The organism is Streptomyces sp. TSRI0107 (assembly GCF_001905845.1).
In the GTDB taxonomy this organism is placed as follows: domain Bacteria; phylum Actinomycetota; class Actinomycetes; order Streptomycetales; family Streptomycetaceae; genus Streptomyces.
This window is the reverse complement of the sequence record NZ_LIVZ01000014.1, coordinates 126,178-142,080: the sequence shown is the minus strand read 5'-3', so window position 1 is coordinate 142,080 and position 15,903 is coordinate 126,178. Positions and strand designations below refer to the sequence as shown.

17 protein-coding genes are annotated in these 15,903 nt (G+C 72.6%); 7 read left to right on the top strand and 10 right to left on the bottom strand.

The genetic code is table 11. The features are described from left to right. The first annotated feature begins 80 nt into the window (after positions 1-80). A complete protein-coding gene (locus tag AMK31_RS32770; RefSeq protein ID WP_073944357.1) occupies positions 81-425 on the top strand; it encodes a cupin domain-containing protein in 345 nt (114 codons plus the stop codon). On the opposite strand, the gene AMK31_RS32765 is transcribed toward AMK31_RS32770, so the two are convergent. After that, a complete protein-coding gene (locus tag AMK31_RS32765; protein ID WP_073944356.1) occupies positions 426-1,433 on the bottom strand; it encodes a LacI family DNA-binding transcriptional regulator in 1,008 nt (335 codons plus the stop codon). 112 nt (positions 1,434-1,545) lie between these two features. On the opposite strand from AMK31_RS32765, the gene AMK31_RS32760 reads away from it, so the two are divergent. Next, the gene (locus tag AMK31_RS32760; protein WP_073944355.1) at positions 1,546-2,703 is read left to right on the top strand and encodes a Gfo/Idh/MocA family protein; all 1,158 of its coding nucleotides are present in this window, start codon (positions 1,546-1,548) and stop codon (positions 2,701-2,703) included. Positions 2,704-2,713: 10 nt separating this feature from the next. On the opposite strand, the gene AMK31_RS32755 is transcribed toward AMK31_RS32760, so the two are convergent. Then, positions 2,714-3,325 carry a TMEM175 family protein gene (locus AMK31_RS32755; protein ID WP_073944354.1) on the bottom strand — a complete coding sequence of 204 codons (612 nt, stop codon included), beginning with the start codon at positions 3,323-3,325 and terminating at the stop codon, positions 2,714-2,716. 66 nt (positions 3,326-3,391) lie between these two features. Then, complete coding sequence (locus AMK31_RS32750; protein WP_073944353.1) at positions 3,392-4,420, bottom strand: LacI family DNA-binding transcriptional regulator; 1,029 nt, start codon at positions 4,418-4,420, stop codon at positions 3,392-3,394. Positions 4,421-4,526: 106 nt separating this feature from the next. On the opposite strand from AMK31_RS32750, the gene AMK31_RS42470 reads away from it, so the two are divergent. Both AMK31_RS42470 and AMK31_RS32740 read left to right on the top strand, forming a co-directional pair. Continuing rightward, positions 4,527-4,730, top strand: coding sequence for a hypothetical protein (locus AMK31_RS42470; protein ID WP_073944352.1), 204 nt, complete (start codon positions 4,527-4,529; stop codon positions 4,728-4,730). A 67-nt stretch (positions 4,731-4,797) separates the two neighbouring features. After that, positions 4,798-5,802: a Gfo/Idh/MocA family protein gene (locus AMK31_RS32740; RefSeq protein ID WP_073944351.1), complete on the top strand. Its 1,005-nt coding sequence runs from the start codon at positions 4,798-4,800 to the stop codon at positions 5,800-5,802. Position 5,803: 1 nt separating this feature from the next. Here AMK31_RS32740 and AMK31_RS32735 read toward each other — a convergent pair whose 3' ends face one another. The 3 genes from AMK31_RS32735 to AMK31_RS32725 all read right to left on the bottom strand — a co-directional run bounded on the left by AMK31_RS32735 (position 5,804) and on the right by AMK31_RS32725 (position 9,239). Next, on the bottom strand, positions 5,804-7,186 hold the full coding sequence (locus AMK31_RS32735; RefSeq protein ID WP_073944350.1) for a glutamate decarboxylase: 1,383 nt from the start codon (positions 7,184-7,186) through the stop codon (positions 5,804-5,806). A gap of 182 nt (positions 7,187-7,368) precedes the next feature. After that, positions 7,369-8,325 carry a GNAT family N-acetyltransferase gene (locus AMK31_RS32730; RefSeq protein ID WP_073944349.1) on the bottom strand — a complete coding sequence of 319 codons (957 nt, stop codon included), beginning with the start codon at positions 8,323-8,325 and terminating at the stop codon, positions 7,369-7,371. Then, on the bottom strand, positions 8,322-9,239 hold the full coding sequence (locus AMK31_RS32725) for an alpha/beta fold hydrolase (protein ID WP_073944348.1): 918 nt from the start codon (positions 9,237-9,239) through the stop codon (positions 8,322-8,324). Before AMK31_RS32725 ends, AMK31_RS32730 begins: the two co-directional genes overlap by 4 nt. Before the next feature lie 59 nt (positions 9,240-9,298). On the opposite strand from AMK31_RS32725, the gene AMK31_RS32720 reads away from it, so the two are divergent. Together AMK31_RS32720 and AMK31_RS32715 are read left to right on the top strand one after the other, a co-directional pair. After that, complete coding sequence (locus AMK31_RS32720; protein ID WP_073944347.1) at positions 9,299-9,886, top strand: CGNR zinc finger domain-containing protein; 588 nt, start codon at positions 9,299-9,301, stop codon at positions 9,884-9,886. A 119-nt stretch (positions 9,887-10,005) separates the two neighbouring features. Beyond that, positions 10,006-10,965 (top strand): DUF3068 domain-containing protein, encoded by a 960-nt coding sequence (locus AMK31_RS32715; protein WP_073944346.1) that lies wholly within the window; start codon positions 10,006-10,008, stop codon positions 10,963-10,965. Positions 10,966-11,045: 80 nt separating this feature from the next. Here the strand turns inward: AMK31_RS32715 and AMK31_RS32710 are convergent, their stop codons facing one another. Genes AMK31_RS32710 through AMK31_RS32695 form a run of 4 tightly spaced genes read right to left on the bottom strand, consistent with a single transcriptional unit; the run spans position 11,046 to position 14,941 of the window. Beyond that, positions 11,046-11,948 carry a sugar phosphate isomerase/epimerase family protein gene (locus AMK31_RS32710; protein WP_073944345.1) on the bottom strand — a complete coding sequence of 301 codons (903 nt, stop codon included), beginning with the start codon at positions 11,946-11,948 and terminating at the stop codon, positions 11,046-11,048. A gap of 1 nt (position 11,949) precedes the next feature. Beyond that, entirely contained in the window at positions 11,950-12,822 is an 873-nt protein-coding gene (locus AMK31_RS32705) for an ATP-binding cassette domain-containing protein (RefSeq protein WP_073944493.1), read from the bottom strand. 8 nt (positions 12,823-12,830) lie between these two features. Then, positions 12,831-13,907 carry an ABC transporter permease gene (locus tag AMK31_RS32700; protein WP_073944344.1) on the bottom strand — a complete coding sequence of 359 codons (1,077 nt, stop codon included), beginning with the start codon at positions 13,905-13,907 and terminating at the stop codon, positions 12,831-12,833. Then, entirely contained in the window at positions 13,907-14,941 is a 1,035-nt protein-coding gene (locus AMK31_RS32695) for a sugar ABC transporter substrate-binding protein (RefSeq protein ID WP_073944343.1), read from the bottom strand. The genes AMK31_RS32700 and AMK31_RS32695 overlap by 1 nt, the downstream gene beginning before the upstream one ends. Positions 14,942-15,138: 197 nt before the next feature. Here AMK31_RS32695 and AMK31_RS32690 point away from each other — a divergent pair, with 197 nt between their 5' ends. After that, positions 15,139-15,900, top strand: a complete 762-nt coding sequence (locus AMK31_RS32690) for a GntR family transcriptional regulator (RefSeq protein ID WP_073944342.1) — start codon at positions 15,139-15,141, stop codon at positions 15,898-15,900. Positions 15,901-15,903 lie beyond the last annotated feature (3 nt).

The window sequence follows — 15,903 nt, the reverse complement described above, 5'->3', positions numbered from 1 at the left end:
CGAAGTGTCCGCCCGCCGGGGCCGATCCCGCACACTCTGTCGGCGCCGGGCCGGGGTCGCGGCTGGCTAGGGTCGGCCGCATGACCCACAGTTTCGTTGTCCGCATCCCCGACGCCGAGCTCGAACCGGAGCCGCTGGAGCCCGAGCAGATCCTCTCCGGGACGCCCGAGGTGACCGGGAAGGTGGTGTGGGAGTCGCCGGACGGCCGTCAGGTGCGCGGGATCTGGCAGATCACGCCGGGCGTGGTGACCGACACCGAGGCGGACGAGCTGTTCGTGGTGATCAGCGGGTCGGCGACGATCGAGGTCGAGGGCGGTCCGACGCTGACGGTCGGGCCCGGCGACATGGCGGTGCTGCGCGAGGGCGACCGCACGACGTGGACGGTGCACGAGACGCTGCGCAAGGCGTACGCCATCAATCTGTGATCAGCCGGCGGGCGGGGGCGGGCCGGTGGTCCCGCGGATCTCCAGCGTCGGCACGGCGAGATGGGTCCGGCCCTCGCCGCCTGCCCCTTCCAGGCGGTCCAGCAGACAGCGCGCGGCGCGCCGGCCGACCTCGTGGCCGGCGTGGTCGACGGTGGTGAGCCACAGGTGGCGCAGCCGGGCGATCGCGGTGTTGTCGTAGCCGGTGACGGAGACGTCGTGCGGGACGCGCAGGCCGAGTTCGGCGGCGGCCGACAGGACGCCGACGGCGGTGATGTCGTTGACGGCGAGTACGGCGGTGGGCCGGTCGGCGCGGCTGAGCAGCCGTACGGCCGCCCGGTAGCCGCCCTCCTCCGTCATGTCGCCCGGCTCGACCAGCGCGCCGTCGGCCAGGCCGTGCGCCCGCATCGTCGCCTCGAAGCCGTCGCGGCGCAGTTCGCCGACGGCGCCGTAGCCCGCGAGGTGCGCGATCCGGCGGTGCCCCAGCGCGACGAGGTGCCCGGTGACGAGCCGCGCGCCCTCGGTGTCGTCGCCGGCGACCAGGTCGACGCCGGGCGGCACCGCCTCGCGGGCCCCGGCGACCACGACCGGTACGCGGGCCGCGACGGGGCCGAGCGCGGCCGGGTCGGGCAGGGTGCCGACCACGACGAGGCCGTCGACGCCGAGGTCCAGGAAGGGTCCGGCCGCGTCCCGGCCGGTGCGGCGGTTGAGGCGGGCGTCGGCGAGGACGGTGTGCAGACCGGCGGTGTGCAGCAGGGAGTTCAGACCGTCGAGCAGGTCGATGTACCAGGGGTTGCGCAGATCGTGCAGCAGGACGCCGACCGTGCGGGAGCGCTGCTCGCTGAGGCTGCGGGCGGCGGCGTTGGGCCGGTAGCCCAGCTCGCGCACGGCCCGCAGCACGGCCTCCCGTTTCTCGGGCCGCACCTGCGCGGAGCCACGAAGCACCAGCGACACCAGCGACTTGGACACCCCGGCCCGGTCGGCCACGTCGCGGATCGTCGGCGGTCTCATGGGATGGACCGTTCCATGCGGGTCCATGTCCTGTCAAAGGGTTGACACGGTGGAGAAGGGGCCCTCAGGGTGGCCCGAGGAATGCATGGACCGGTCCAAACAAGGGGCTCTCATGGTGGACACGCTGGGCGTCGCCGTCGTCGGATTCGGCTGGATGGGCCGGGTGCACACCCAGGCGTACGCCCGGGTCCGGCACCACTTCCCCCGGCTGCCGCTCCGTCCCGAACTGGTCGCCGTCGCCGACGAGGTGCCCGGGCGGGCCGAGCAGGCGGCCGAGCAGTTCGGTTTCGCGGGCACCGCCCGCGACTGGCGGGAGGTGGCCGCCGACCCGCGCGTCCAGGCGGTGAGCATCACGGCCCCGAACTTCCTGCACCGCGAGATCGGCGTGGCGATGGCCGAGGCGGGCAAGCACGTCTGGATCGAGAAGCCGGTGGGTCTGACCGCCGACGACGCCCGCGCGGTGGCCGACGCGGTCGCGGCGGCCGGGGTGCAGGGCGCGGTCGGCTTCAACTACCGCAACGCGCCCGCCCTGGAAACCGCCCGCTGGCTGATCGCCACCGAGCGGATCGGTACGCCCACCCATGTCCGCATCCGTCTTCTCAGCGACTACGCGGCCGACCCGGCGGGCGCGCTGACCTGGCGGTACGAGCGGGAGCGCGGCGGCAGCGGGGTGCTCGGCGACCTCGCCTCGCACGGCGTGGACCTGGCCCGGTACCTGCTCGGCGAGATCACCTCGGTGACCGCCGAGACGGCGGTGTTCGTGCCGGAGCGGGCCCGCCCCACCGGTGCCACCACCGGCCACGGCCTCGCCTCAGGCGGCGAGCCGGGGCCGGTCGAGAACGAGGACTACGTCAGCTGTCTGCTGCGCTTCGCCTCCGGCGCGCGCGGGGTGCTGGAGGCCTGCCGGGTCTCCGTCGGCGAGCAGAACAACTACGGCGTCGAGGTGCACGGCACCAAGGGCGCCCTCTCCTGGGACTTCCGCCGGATGAACGAGCTGGGCGTGTGCCGCGGCGACCGCTACCAGGACATGCCGGTCAGCACGGTCTTCGTGGGGCCCGGCGAGGGCGAGTACGACGCCTTCCAGCCGGTGTCCGCCAACGCCATGGGCTACGACGACCTCAAGGTCGTCGAGGCGTACCGGTTCCTGCGCTCGGTCGCCGAGGGCCGGCCGCACGGCACCACCCTCACGGACGCCGTGCGCGGCGCCGCCGTGCTGGACGCGATGGCGCGGTCCGCGCAGAGCGGCGCCTGGGTGACCGTGGAGCCCTGACGGGTGAGGGTCAGTGCCGGCGGAGGGCCCGTCGGCCCAGATAGGCCTTGACGGGGACCAGCAGGACCCACCACAAGGCGGCCGCCGCCCCGAACACCAGGGTCAGCGGGACGCTGAGGAGGAACAGCACGACGGTCGCGCCGAGGTCGAGGGCCTGGGTCCCGAAGTCTTCCTCCAGGTCCTCGCCGCCGCGCAGCCAGGGACGCCGGGCCAGGACCGCGACCAGCGCCAGGTGGGTGGCGCCGAGCGCCGCGACCGTCGCCGCGTAGATCGCGACGGAGACGGGCTCACCGCCGTAATCGGCGAGCAGCCGGGTGGGGAACGGCAGCAGGGCCGCGACGCCCAGGCCGAGCAGGGAGAGCGAGATCAGCTGGCCGTCGATCTGCCGGACGAGGCGGAAGATGCTCCGGTGACCGCGCCAGAAGTTGCCCAGGACCAGCACGCTGAGCGCGTAGGCGCCGAAGTCGGGGAGGACGTCGAGCAGGGCCTGGTGGTACTGCTCGGTGTCCAGGTCCCGGGGCACGGACAGGTCCAGGGCGAGCAGGGTGATGGCGATGGCGAACACGCCGTCGGCGAGCGCGAGCAGCCGTTCCGGCCCGCCGTCCGGGTTCGATTTCCACATGCGCACGACGGTAGGCAGCCGGGGAGCGCCGAGCGGTGATACACGCCCGGAGCGGACGCCCGGTCCTCACCGGATGGGTGCGGGCATGTTGTACGGCGTGACCACCTGGATCGCGGACGGCGGGATCGGCCCGGCGGGCGGCAGCGCGCCGTGCGCCCGCATCACCAGGTGGCAGGCCTCGCGCAGGTCGTGCCGGAGGTCGTGGTGCAGGACGGCGGACAGCCGGTGCCCGCGCAGCAGCCGGGTGTTGTCGTGGTCGAGGTCGTGGGCGACGAACACGGCGCACGCGCGGCCGAGGTCCGCGAAGGCCCGCAGGGTGGCGATGTTGCCGCCGCCGATCGAGTAGACCGCGCGGATCTCCGGATCGCGTTCCAGGGCGGCGCGGACCAGGTCGTACTGGGTGGCGTCCAGGCCCTGGCCCTCGGCGATCTCGACGAGGGTGCGGTCGGGGTGCCGGGCGCGCATGGTGGCGCGGAAGCCCATCTCGCGCTCCTCCTCGTTGCGGAAGAAGCCGCTGCTGAGGCTGGTGAGCACATTGCCGGGCCGGTCGCCCAGCCACTGCCCCATGAGGTACGCGGCGGTCGCGCCGGCCGCCCGGTTGTCTATGCCGGCGTAGCCGAGCCGGGCGCTCGCGGGCAGGTCGGTGACGAGAGTGACCACCGGGATGCCCGCGGCGGCCAGGCGGCCGACCGCCTCGGTGATGCCGGGGACGTCCGGCGCCTTGAGGATCACGCCCTGCGAGCCGCGCCGGGCGATCCGGTCGAGGGCGGCGATCTGCTCCTCGACGGGGCCGGTCTCGCGGAAGTGGAAGCGGGAGCGCACCACGGCCGGGTGCAGTCCGGGCAGTTCGGCCTCCAGGGCGGCGCGGACGGCGGTGGAGAACCGCTCCGGCGCCTGCACCACGATGTCGATCATGAAGGTGCGGCCGACGAGCCGGACCTGGGTGCGCTGCCGGTCCAGGTCGGCGATGGCGCGGTGCACCTCCTGGGCGGTGCTCTGCCGCACCCCGCCGCGCCCGTTGAGGACCCGGTCGACGGTGGCCTCGCTCAGCCCGGCCTGACGGGCGATCTCCCGGATGGGGAACGGATGGCCCACCGCACGCTCCTTGAGGGGTTTTTGATGGCTCGCTGCTGGTTGTTCGAGGGGTTTGTCATGACAACAATGACAGCACTCCGTCGCCCCTGTCAGCGAAAGGACGACGATGTCCGCCACCTCTTGGCTGTCCGCGCCGGACTGCGACCTGGACCTCTTCCTCGCGCTCGTCGAACGGACCACCGACCCCGCCGAGTACTCCCATGCCGCCGCCGTGGAGCGGGCCGCCGTCCGCGAGGGCGCGCACGTCACCGTGACCGGCCGGCGCGCCGGGCCGGGTGAGGCGCGGTCCGCAGTGGTCACCGATCGGTGATCGACTGGGACCAGAACGTGCTCGGCGGACTCGACTGAAACCCCTCTCCCCTGGAGGAACAGCCTTCATGCGCATCGGAATCCTCGGCCTCGGCCGCATCGGCGCCTTCCACGCCGAGACCCTGTCCCGGCTCGACGCGGTCGAGTCGCTGGTGCTCACCGACCCGTTCGCGGACGCCGCGAAGGCCGCCGCGGAGCGGTTCGGCGGCGAGGTCGTGGACTCGCCGGAGGCCCTGCTGGGCGCCGGGGTCGACGGCATCGTGATCGCCGCCGCGACGGACGCCCACCCCGGGCTGATCCTGGCCGGGGTGGAGGCCGGCGTCCCCGTCTTCTGCGAGAAGCCCGTGGCCGGGACCATGCGCGAGGGCGTCGAGGTCCTGAAGGCCGTCGAGGGCCGGGACGTGCCGGTCCAGATCGGCTACAACCGGCGTTTCGACGCCGGCTTCGTCGCCGCGCGGGCCGCCGTGCGCGCCGGTGAGCTGGGCAGGCTGCACACCGTGCGGTCGACGACGCTGGACCCGGCGCCGCCGCCCGCCGCGTACATCGCCGCCTCCGGCGGCATCTTCCGCGACTGCGCCGTGCACGACTTCGACGTCATCCGCTGGGTGACGGGCCGTGAGGTGACCGAGGTGTACGCCGTCGGCGGCAACCGGGGCGCCGACTACATCAGGGAGGCGGGCGACGCCGACACCACGGGCGCGGTCCTCACCCTGGACGACGGCACCGTCGCGGTCGTCTCCAACTCGCGTCACAACGCCCGCGGTTACGACGTCCGGATGGAGCTGCACGGCTTCGCGGACTCCATCGCCGTCGGCCTGGAGGACAAGCTGCCGCTGCGGTCGGTGGAGCCCGGCGTCACCTTCCCGGGCGGCACCCCGCACGACTTCTTCATGGACCGCTTCGCCGCCGCCTACCGCGCCGAGCTGACCGCGTTCACCGAGGTGGTGGCCGGTTCCCGGCCCTCGCCGTGCACGGTCGCGGACGCGCTGGAGGCGGGGTGGATCGCGGAGGCGTGCACGCTGTCGCTGCGCGAGCACCGGCCGGTGCGGATCGCGGAGGTCCGCGCGAGCTGAGTCAGTGGTGGAACGCCGACTGCTCCGGGGCGTGCGCCGTCGGTCCCTCGGTGAGGCGGCCGACGGCGTCGCGCAGGTCGTCGACGAGGAGGGCGATCTTGTCGTAGCCGGTGCCGTGCCGGACCAGGACGCGCTGGACGACGGTGTCCTCACGGCCGAGGGCGAGCGGGTAGGCGGGGACCTGCCAGCCGCGGCGGCGCAGCTGGTCGGTGACGTCGTAGAGGGTGAAGGGGCAGGCCGCGGGGTCGGCGAGGGTCCAGGTCACGGCCGGGAGGGCGTCCTGACCGTCGTAGAGGACGGTGAAGGGCCCCATCCCGGCGACCTGCTCGGCGAGCATGCCGGCGGTGGTGGCGCAGGCGCCGTGGACCCTGGCGTAGCCCTCGCGGCCGAGGCGCAGCAGGTTGTAGTACTGGGCGACGACCTCTCCACCGGGGCGGGAGAAGTTGAGGGCGAAGGTGGGCATGTCGCCGCCGAGGTAGGAGACGCGGAACACCAGCTCCTCGGGCAGCAGTTCGGCGGACCGCCAGACCACCCAGCCGACGCCGAGCGGGGCCATGCCGTACTTGTGGCCGGAGACGTTGATGGACGCGACGCGCGGCAGGCGGAAGTCCCACACGAGGTCGGGGTGGAGGAAGGGGGCGACGAAGCCGCCGCTGGCGGCGTCGACGTGCACGGGGACGTCCAGGCCGGTCTCCTCCTGGATCCGGTCGAGTTCGGCGGCGATCTCGGCGACCGGCTCGTAGACGCAGGTGTAGGTGACGCCGAGGATGGCCACCACGCCGATGGTGTTCTCGTCGACGTGGTCGCGCAGTTGGTGTGCGCGCATGCCGAGCGCGTCGCTCTCCAGGGGGACCTGGCGGAGTTCGACGTCGAAGTAGCGGGCGAACTTCTCCCAGCAGACCTGGACCGGTCCGACGACGAGGTTGGGGCGGTCGGCGGGCTTGCCCTCGGCGCGGCGGCGTTCCCGCCAGCGCCATTTCAGGGCGAGTCCGCCGAGCATGCCGGCCTCGCTGGAGCCGGTGGTGGAGCAGCCGAGGGTGGTGGCGCCGTCCGGGGAGTTCCACAGGTCGGCGAGCATGTGGACGCAGCGGCTCTCCAGCGCGGCGGTCTGCGGGTACTCGTCCTTGTCGACCATGTTCTTGCCGAGGCATTCGTCCATCAGGGCGTGCACCTCGGGCTCCGCCCAGGTGGTGCAGAACGTGGCGAGGTTCTGCGAGGCGTTGCCGTCCAGGCTCAGTTCGTCGTGGATGAGTGCCCGCACGGCGCGCGCCTCGGACACCTTCTCCGGCATCCGGAACTTCGGCAGCGCCCGCTCGCTGATCGGCAGGGTGTAGACGTCGGCGTAGGGAGAAGCCGCGGAGCGGTCGGTCTCGTGCAGCGGCATGGAGTCACCACCCGGTCGTAGGCCGTCGTCGAGGGAGGCCGGGGGCGGGCACCCGAGCAGCACTCTTGTGGGGGACAACGAGCCCGCACCCGGCTTCCCTCTGTCCGCAATCTTCCACACCCTCCCCCGGCCCGCCCGCCGAGCGCGTCCGGACGGCGGTCACCGGGCCGGGCGGCCGGGGGTCACGGCGCCGAAAGCACCAGGCGGCGGGCGAAGTTGTGGTAGCCGAGACGGGTGAACGAGGCCGCCATCGGGACGTTCGCCAGGTCGGTGTCGGCGCGTACGGCGTCCGCTCCCGCGTCGTCCGCGAGGAAGCGGGTGGTCTCGGCGAGGAGGTCGTCGACGTAGCCGTGGCCGCGGTGCTCGGGGAGCACGCCGAGGTAGCCGACGACGTGCACGGCGGTGTTGCGGGAGGGCAGCGCGAAGCCGACCGGCCGGCCCTGCGGGGTCTCGGCGATCCGCCACCAGGCGCGGTCGCCGGGCATCTGGTCGCGGTAGAAGGCGACGTCGGCCCGCGCCTGCGCCTCGGCGCCGACGGTCGCGGCGCCCGTGCCTGACTCGGAGTCGAGGGTGCCGTCCAGGACCCGGCGGAACAGGCCGACGAAGACCTCGTCGTCCGGCTCGGCGCGGAAGCGCAGCCGGTCGGAGGGCTTGGGGACGCCGGCCTCGGGGGTCCACTCGAAGCGGAGCCGTTCGAGGGAGGCGGTGAGCCCGGCGCGGCGGGCGGCCTCCTGCCGCCAGCGCAGGGCGGCGACCGCCTCGGGCCGCTCCCGCCAGTCGCCGGGGAGCAGCACGTGGTAGGCGGGCGGGGTCTCGCCTCCGGCCTCGGCGAAGGCGGTGTGCGCGGCGGTGAGCAGGCGGGCCGCCAGCTCCGTACGGGCGTCGTCGGTGCCGTCGAGGTCGCGGACGTTGAGCGCGTCGAGCGCGGCGGGCCGGGTGTCGTGCGGTCCGCCCCACCAGGCGGCCAGGGCGTACGGCTCGCCGTCGTCCTCGGCCAGCCAGGTCCACTCGGGCCGGTACTCGCCGGTGCCGAGGCGTTCGCGGAAGGTGTCGGCGTCGGCCCAGACGCCGATCTGCCCGTCGGGCAGCAGGGGCAGGACGCGCTCGATGTCGGCGTCGGTCAGGGTGCGGATGATCACGAGGCCTCCGGGGCGGCTGGGTTCCAGGTGCGGTCGAGGAAGTCGGCGATGAGCGGGGCGATCTCGGGCAGGTGGTCCTCGAGGGCGAAGTGGCCGGTGTCGAACAGGTGCAGTTCGGCGTCGGGCAGGTCGCGCAGGTAGGCGCGGGCGCCGTCGGGGGTGAAGAAGGGGTCGCCGGTGCCCCAGGTGACGAGGGCCGGCGGGCGGTGGGAGCGCAGCCAGGCCTGCCAGTCCGGGTAGGCGGCGAGGTTGCTCTTGTAGTCGTAGGCGAGGGCGAGTTGGGCCTGCTTGCGGCCGGGCCGGTCGAGGAAGTGCTGGTCGAGCAGCCAGCCTTCGGGGGCGATGAGCGCCGGGTCCGCGGTGCCGCCCTCGTACTGGGCGCGGGTGGCGGCGAGGGTGAACAGGTCGAGGACGGTCCGTTCGGCGCCCGGGGTGTCGGGGGTGAGGGCGGTGAACTCGCGGGCGGCGTCGGACAGTCCGTCGAGGTAGGCGTTGCCGTTCTGCACGACGAGTCCGGCGACCCGGTCGGGGCGGCGCAGGGCGAGGCGCAGGCCGACGGGGGCGCCGAAGTCGAAGAGGTACATCGTGTACCGGGTCAGTCCGAGCCGTTCGGTGAAGCCTTCGACGACGTCGGTCAGCCGCTCGAAGGTGTAGGTGAAGTCCTCGGGGGCGCGGGTGTGCCCGAAGCCGGGATAGTCGGGGGCGATCAGCCGGTGGTGCCGGCCGAGGGTGTCGATGAGCCGCCGGAACTGGTGCGAGGCGGACGGGAAGCCGTGCAGGAGCAGCAGGACGGGGGCGTCCGGGCGGTCGGGCAGGGACTCGCGGTAGAAGACGTCGACCCCGTCCACATCGATGTGCCGGTGGGCGGTGCGGGCGGGCGGGCTGATGCGCGGTGCGATCGCCGAGGTGGTCATGCGACAGTCATACGCTTCCGCCTCCTAACGGGTCAATCGCTTTATGTAGCATTAGAGTTGTGTACGCCGGTGAACCCCCGACAGGCGAACCCCTGCCTCTCGACCTCGTCAACACCCGCCCGCTGAGCGGCGGGAGCCGGGCGGACCTGCTCGGCACCCCGGACCGGCTCGCCGCCTGGCTCGCCCGGCAGGCGGACCGGCTCGGCGGGGAAGCCGACGGCACCGCCCCCACCGCGGCCGACCTGGCCCCCGTGCACGCCGTGCGCGACCACACCGAGGCGGCGCTGCGGGCCCTGCTGGCCGGACGGCGGCCGCCCGAGTCCGCGCTGCGCGGCCTGGCCGACGCCCAGCGCGCCGCGCCGGCGGTGCGCGCACCGGTCTGGGACGGCACGGCGGTCGTCGCCCCGCCCCGCCGCGGCGGCCCGCTCGGCGTCCGGCTGGCCGCGCTGCTCGCCGAGTCCGCCGCCGCCCTGCTGGCGGACCCGGCGGTGGCCCGGCTCAAGGAGTGCGAGGCCGCCGACTGCGTGCTGCTGTTCCTGCCCGCGCACCCCCGCCGCCGCTGGTGCTCCCCCACCCGCTGCGGCAACCGCACCCGGGTGGCCCGGCACTACCGGCGGCACAAGGAGGGAAGCGCGGCGGGTTCCTGAACGCCGGTGCGGGGCCGGTTTTGTCACCTGGATGCGTAGACGCGCCGTACGGGCCGCCCGTACGTTCTCCGGGCAGCGGGGCCGCCGCTGCCCCGGAGCCCTGGAGTGCCGGAGTGCCGATGCGCCGTAGCACCTCGCCCCTCTCCCTGGTCCTGCTGGGACTGGGCGTCTTCCTGCTGGTCCTCGCGCCGATGCTGGTCTGGTACGTCAAACCGCGCGCGGCGGTGAACCCGATCGACATCGACGTCACCGCCGTCTACACCGGAACGGGCAGCTACTTCGACACCGGCGAGGCCGAGACGGTCCGCGACCGGCGGATCACCGTCACCCAGCGGGTGCGCGGCGACGTCGCCGACAGCGAACGCAGCGGCAAGGCCGTCTGGGACGTGGTGACCACCGTCGACACCGACGACACACTGCCCGCCGCCGATCCGCACGACGCGCTGGACTTCTCCACCGACCGCTGGGTCACCCACCGCGCCACCAACCTGCCCGCGCACTGCTGCCGGGAGCAGCCCTACCACGAGGGCGAGGCGTACCTGAAGTTCCCCTTCGACGTGCAGAAGCGCGCCTACAGCTGGTGGGACAGCCAGCTCGGTTCGACGATCACGCTGTCGTACCGGGGCACCGAGAAGATCCGCGGGCATCGCGGCTACGTCTTCACGGGCACGGTCCCGCCGACGAAGGTCGGCACCCGGCAGGTGCCCGGGGCGCTGGTCGGCCGGCCCGGCGCCGACCAGGTGCTCGCCGAGGAGTGGTACGCGAACCACGGTGTCCGGCTGGTCGTCGACCAGGCCACCGGCCGCACCCTGTTCGCGCAGACCGGCCCGCGCCGCACGCTGCGCGCCCCCGGCGCCGAGAAGGACGCCGTGGTGCTGCTGGACGTCCCGAAGCTGACCCACACCGCGGCCACCCAGGAGTTCGCGGTGAGCCGCGCCCAGGAGGACAACGCCCGGCTGCGCGCGGTCGGTTCGACCGCGCCGGTCGCGGCGGCCGCGTCGGGGGCCGTCCTCACGGCCGCGGGCGTGGTGCTGCTGGTGCGGGGCGGACGGCGGCGCGCCGGGGCGGACGACTCCTGATCGGTCGTTGGACGGGCGGTCGGGCGGCACGGGAACACACCGCCGGGTTGCCCCGCGGAACCCTCTGTCCTCTCAGGCCCTCATGCCCCGCACGAACGCAGGAACCTGCGGGTGCGGACCGCGATCGGCAGCGGCTTGTCCGGCTCGCAGGGATACATGTCCTGCTCGACGATCGCGAACAGCTCGACGCCGAGGCGCTGGGCCGCCACCAGGACCGGCTCCAGCTCCGGCACCCCGGACGGCGGCTCGCACATCACCCCGCGCTGGACGGCCGGGCCGAACGGCACCCCGTTCGCCACCACGTCGGCCAGGATCTCCGGGTCGACCTGCTTGAGGTGCAGGTAACCGATGCGTTCGCCGTACGTCTCGATCAGCTTGACGCTGTCGCCGCCGCAGTAGGCGTAGTGCCCGGTGTCCAGGCAGAGGTTGACCAGGTCGGAGTCGGTGGAGTCGAGGAAGCGCTCGACGTGCGCCTCGGTGTCGATGTGGGTGTCGGCGTGCGGGTGGACGACGATGTCGAGACCGTAGGTCTCCTTCACCTCGTGCCCGAGCCGTTCCATGCCCTGGGTCAGATGCGCCCACTGCTCGCGGGTCAGTTCGGCGGGCTCCAGGATCTCGGCGGTCTTGTCGTCCCGCCAGAAGGAGGGGATGACGACGAGGTGCCGCGCGCCCATCGCCTGGGTGAGGGCGGCGACCTGGCTGACGTGCTCCCAGGTCGGCTCCCAGACGGCCGGGCCGCGGTGCAGGCCGGTGAAGACCGTGCCGGCGGAGACCTTCAGGTTCCGCTCGGCCACCTCGTCGGTGAGGCGGGCCGGGTCGGTCGGCAGATAGCCGTACGGGCCGAGTTCGATCCAGGAGTAGCCCGCCTCGGCGACCTCGTCGAGGAAGCGTTCCCAGGGCACCTGCCGCGGGTCGTCGGGGAACCAGACGCCCCAGGAGTCGGGGGCGGAGCCGACCCGGATGCGGTCGAGCACAGGGGCCATGTCAGGACTTTCCTTCCGAGGGGGACGCGCCGGGGGTCCGGGAGTCCGGGTCGTCGGGGAGTTCCTCCGTGTCGACGCCGCGGACCTGGGACAGCTCGTGCTTGAGGGCGGCGAGTTCGGCGCCGCCGGCCATGTGGTTGGTCAGCTCCGCCAGGCTGACCTCGCTGCGGTCGGCGGAGAGTTCGAGGGTGCCGAGACGCAGCACGCTGAAGTGGTCGCCGACCATGTAGGCGTGGTGGGGGTTGTGGGTGATGAAGATGACGCCGAGGCCGCGGTCGCGGGCGGCGGCGATGTACTTCAGGACCACGCCGGACTGTTTGACGCCGAGCGCGGCGGTCGGCTCGTCGAGGATGAGCACGCGGGCGCCGAAGTGGACGGCGCGGGCGATGGCGACGCATTGGCGCTGGCCGCCGGAGAGGGTGCCGATGGGCTGTTCGAGGTCGTCGAGGACGATGCCCATGTTGCGCAGTTCCTCGTCGGCGGTCCGCTTCATCGTCTCGATGTCGAGGCGGCGGACGGGCCAGGGGCCCTTGGTGATCTCGGAGCCGAGGAAGAAGTTCCGCCACACCGGCATCAGGGGAACGGTCGCGAGGTCCTGGTAGACGGTGGCGATGCCCTTGTCGAGGGCTTCGCGCGGGGTGGTGAAGCGCACCGGCTGCCCGTCGACGAGGAACTCGCCCTCGGTGTGCTGGTGCAGCCCGGAGACGATCTTGATGAGGGTGGACTTGCCGGCGCCGTTGTCGCCGAGGACGCAGGTCACCCTGCCAGGGTGGACGGCGAGGTCGACGCCGTGCAGGGCGCGGATGTTGCCGTAGGACTTGCCGGCCTCGCGCAGCTCGACGAGAGGCCGGTCGATGACGTCGCTGCTGGTCATGGGGTGGGTCACCTCCGGGTCGCGGTCTTGCGGACCCACAGATTGATCAGGGTGGCGCCGAGCAGCATCACGCCGAGGAACGCCTTGAACCAGTCGGGGTTCCAGCCGGCGTAGACGATGCCCTGCTGCACCATGCCGAACATGAAAGCACCGAAGACGGGGCCGATCGCGGAGCCGTAGCCGCCGGTGAGCAGACAGCCGCCGATCACGGCCGCCGCGATGTAGATCAGCTCCTGGCCGACGCCCTCCCCGGACTGCACCGTGTTGAAGGAGAACAGCTGGTGCATGCCGACGAACCAGGCGCCGAAGCCGACCAGCATGAACAGCGAGATCTTGGTGAAGGTGACCGGCACGCCCACCGCCCGCGCGCTGTCCTGGTTGCCGCCGACCGCGAAGACCCAGTTGCCGTACTTGGTGCGCAGCAGCACCCAGGTGGCCAGCGCCGCGAAGACCAGCCACCACACGACGGTGATCTTCACCTGGACGCCGCCGACGTCGAAGGACGACGCGAAGATCGCCTTGGCCTGGTCGAAGCCGTCCATGTCGCTGATGTCGTCCGTGGCGACGTTCCCGGTGATCAGCTTGGTGACGGCGAGGTTGACGCCCTGCAGCATCAGGAACGTGCCCAGGGTGACCAGGAAGCTGGGCAGTCCGGTCTTCACCAGCATCCAGCCGTTGAACAGCCCGACGCCCAGCGACACGGCCAGCGCCACGAGCACGCCGACCCAGACGTTCATGGTCAGCTGGTAGCTGACCATGCTCGCGGTGAGCGCCGAGGTGATCACCGCGACCCCGGAGGACAGGTCGAACTCTCCGCCGATCATCAGCAGCGCGACCGGCAGGGCCATGATCCCGATGGTCGACGACTGGTAGAGGACGTTGGCCATGGAGCTGCCGTCGCGCACCGGCGGCGCGGTGACGAGGAAGAACACGAACACCGCGACGGCACCGAGGAGGACACCCACCTCGGGACGGGCGAGCAGCCGCAGTGCCGGCGGGCGCCGGGCGGTCCGCCCGTCGGTCGGTCCCGGGCCGGGGGCCGGCGGCGTGTCCACCGCCGGCGCAGCCTGCCGAGCCATGCCCATCACCGGGTGCCCTTCGCGGCGAACGCGGCGATCCGCTCGACGTTGGACTTGTCGACGAACGCCGGACCGGTCAGCACCGGCTGCTCACCGCCGCCGCTGTAGTTGCCGTTGTTCTCGTAGAGCCAGAGGGAGTCGACCGCCAGGTAGCCCTGCAGGTAGGGCTGCTGGTCCACGGCGAACTCGATGGTGCCCTCGCTGATGGCGCCGGTGAGCTGCTTGTTGAGGTCGAAGGTGGCGACCTTCGCGTCGCTGCCCGCCTCGGACACCGACTTGACCGCGGTCAGCGCGAACGGGGCGCCGAGCGTGACGACGTGGTCGATCGCCTTGTCCTGCTTGAGCTTGGCGGTGATCGTGGACTGCACGGACGGCATGTCCGTGCCGTTGACGTACAGCGTCTCGACGCTGCCGGAGAAGGTCTTCTTCACGCCGTCGCAGCGCTGGGTGAGGCCGATGTTGCCCTGTTCCTGGATGACGCAGACGGCGTTCTTCGCGCCGGACTCGTTCAGCCGCTTGCCCAGCGCCTCACCGGCGACGGTCTCGTCCTGCCCGAAGAACTCCATGAGGCCGAGCTTCTTCCACTCGCTCACCCCGGAGTTGAGGCCGACCACGGGTATCCCGGCCGCGTTCGCCTTTCTGATGACGTCCTTGAGGGCGTCCGGCTTGGCGAGGGTGACGGCGATGCCGTCGACCTTCTGGTCGATGGCGTTCTGCACGAGGCCGGCCTGGTTGCCCGCGTTGGGGTCGGCCGAGTAGACCAGTTCGACGTTGTCCTTGTCGGCGGCGGACTGGGCACCCTTGCGGACGATGTCCCAGAAGGTGTCGCCGGGCGACTGGTGGGTGATCAGGGCGACCGTCATCCGGGGCGTGGAGGCCTTGCCCGCGGCGGCGCCGTCCGCCGACTCCTCGGCCTTCTTGCCGCCGGAGCCGCTGGAGCAGCCCGCGAGGACGAGGGCCGCCGCCGCTGCCACGGCGAGCGCTGAGGTGATGCTGCGGGAGCGGGAGCGGGACGAGCGGTCCCGAGGAGAGCGGTCCATCTTTCCTGCACCTCACTGTGCGACGGGGGAAGCACGGCTCTTGCGTTGAGACCGGATTCCATCCCTTGGGAAGCCCGCTGTCAATACTTTGTTAAGACATCATTTCACAAGCAGGTCCGAATGTAAGTACAAAGCATTGACAAGGGGGTGGCGCCCGGCCTACACCTGGGTTTCGACCGCCCGCAGGAGGTGTTCCGGTGGCGACGACCGTCTCCGCTCTCGATGCCGTGCCGTTCGCACTCGACCGCACCAGCCCGGTCCCCCTGTACTACCAGCTCGCACGCCAGCTCGAGGAGGCGATCGGGCACGGGGCGCTCGCCCCGGGGAACCTGCTGGGCAACGAGGTCGACCTCTCCGCGCGCCTGGGGGTGTCCCGGCCGACGGTCCGTCAGGCCATCCAGACCCTCGTCGACAAGGGGCTGCTGGTGCGCCGCCGCGGCGTCGGCACCCAGGTCGTGCACAGCCAGGTCAGGCGGCCACTGGAACTGAGCAGCCTCTACGACGACCTGGAGGCCGCCGGGCAGGGTCCGGCCACCCGCGTCCTGCGCCAGGAGCGGATACCGGCCCCCGCCCGCGTGGCCGCCGCGCTCGGCGTCCCGGAGGGCGGGGAGGTCACCGCCCTGGAACGGCTGCGCCTCACGCACGGGCAGCCGGTGGCGTTCCTGCGCAACTACCTTCCGGCGGATCTGCTCGCCCTGGACACCGCCCGGCTGGAGTCGAGCGGCCTGTACCGCATGATGCGCGCGGCCGGCCTCACCCTGCACAGCGCCCGCCAGACCGTGGGCGCCCGCTCCGCCACCGCCGAGGAGGCCGCGCTCCTGGAGGAACGGGACGGCGCGGCCCTGCTCACCATGGAGCGCACGGCGTACGCCGACACCGGCCGCGCGGTGGAGTACGGCACCCACATCTACCGCGCCTCGCGGTACTCCTTCGACTTCCAGCTGCTCGTCAGGCCCTGACCG

What these genes read in the sequence shown, in the direction of transcription:
- AMK31_RS32770 (WP_073944357.1), top strand. Translation starts at nt 81, where the DNA reads ATGACCCACAGTTTCGTTGTCCGCATCCCCGACGCCGAGCTCGAACCG.
- AMK31_RS32765 (WP_073944356.1), bottom strand. Translation starts at nt 1,433, where the DNA reads ATGAGACCGCCGACGATCCGCGACGTGGCCGACCGGGCCGGGGTGTCC.
- AMK31_RS32760 (WP_073944355.1), top strand. Translation starts at nt 1,546, where the DNA reads ATGGTGGACACGCTGGGCGTCGCCGTCGTCGGATTCGGCTGGATGGGC.
- AMK31_RS32755 (WP_073944354.1), bottom strand. Translation starts at nt 3,325, where the DNA reads ATGTGGAAATCGAACCCGGACGGCGGGCCGGAACGGCTGCTCGCGCTC.
- AMK31_RS42470 (WP_073944352.1), top strand. Translation starts at nt 4,527, where the DNA reads ATGTCCGCCACCTCTTGGCTGTCCGCGCCGGACTGCGACCTGGACCTC.
- AMK31_RS32740 (WP_073944351.1), top strand. Translation starts at nt 4,798, where the DNA reads ATGCGCATCGGAATCCTCGGCCTCGGCCGCATCGGCGCCTTCCACGCC.
- AMK31_RS32735 (WP_073944350.1), bottom strand. Translation starts at nt 7,186, where the DNA reads ATGCCGCTGCACGAGACCGACCGCTCCGCGGCTTCTCCCTACGCCGAC.
- AMK31_RS32725 (WP_073944348.1), bottom strand. Translation starts at nt 9,239, where the DNA reads ATGACCACCTCGGCGATCGCACCGCGCATCAGCCCGCCCGCCCGCACC.
- AMK31_RS32715 (WP_073944346.1), top strand. Translation starts at nt 10,006, where the DNA reads ATGCGCCGTAGCACCTCGCCCCTCTCCCTGGTCCTGCTGGGACTGGGC.
- AMK31_RS32710 (WP_073944345.1), bottom strand. Translation starts at nt 11,948, where the DNA reads ATGGCCCCTGTGCTCGACCGCATCCGGGTCGGCTCCGCCCCCGACTCC.
- AMK31_RS32705 (WP_073944493.1), bottom strand. Translation starts at nt 12,822, where the DNA reads ATGACCAGCAGCGACGTCATCGACCGGCCTCTCGTCGAGCTGCGCGAG.
- AMK31_RS32700 (WP_073944344.1), bottom strand. Translation starts at nt 13,907, where the DNA reads ATGGGCATGGCTCGGCAGGCTGCGCCGGCGGTGGACACGCCGCCGGCC.
- AMK31_RS32695 (WP_073944343.1), bottom strand. Translation starts at nt 14,941, where the DNA reads ATGGACCGCTCTCCTCGGGACCGCTCGTCCCGCTCCCGCTCCCGCAGC.